Genomic DNA, 412 nt, shown 5'->3' with positions numbered 1-412 from the left:
CTCTGCGCCTGCTGGGCATCATTCACGCCTTGGCTATAGCGCTGAAGCAATTGCTGTTGTGCGGGTTTAAGCTGAGCATAAATGCGCTTTGAGCGTTTACGCAGTTGATGGAAACGCATTTTCTTATCCAATGGCAAAGCGGCCTCACCAAAAAGCGCACTAAGTTCGCCCGCCGCATTACGCCGCAGTAAATCCATTTGAAAGAAACGGTCTTGCGAATGGGCAAAACCCAGCCCATATGCGGCATCGGCCATTGAGTGAGCATCGACAATGGCCTGCCCTAGCGCATCGCGCTTTATCGTCACCACTTTATCAATGCTCTGACTTTGACCGCGACCATCGAGGCTTGGCAAACTGAGATATAAAATGGCATAAAGGACTGCCGTTACCAGAAGTAGCAAAACAATGACTG

The 412-nt window shown here is 50.2% G+C and carries 1 protein-coding gene; it reads right to left on the bottom strand.

Annotation, left to right across the window (positions count from 1 at the left end):
• Positions 1-412: penicillin acylase family protein (locus CWC14_RS18455; RefSeq protein ID WP_138564333.1), on the bottom strand; the 412-nt coding region annotated here is incomplete at both ends.

The sequence above is a fragment of the Pseudoalteromonas sp. S3260 genome, assembly GCF_005886925.1.
Lineage (GTDB): Bacteria > Pseudomonadota > Gammaproteobacteria > Enterobacterales > Alteromonadaceae > Pseudoalteromonas > Pseudoalteromonas tetraodonis.
Note: the sequence above shows the minus strand (reverse complement) of the source record. Positions and strands in the feature narration are given on the sequence as shown.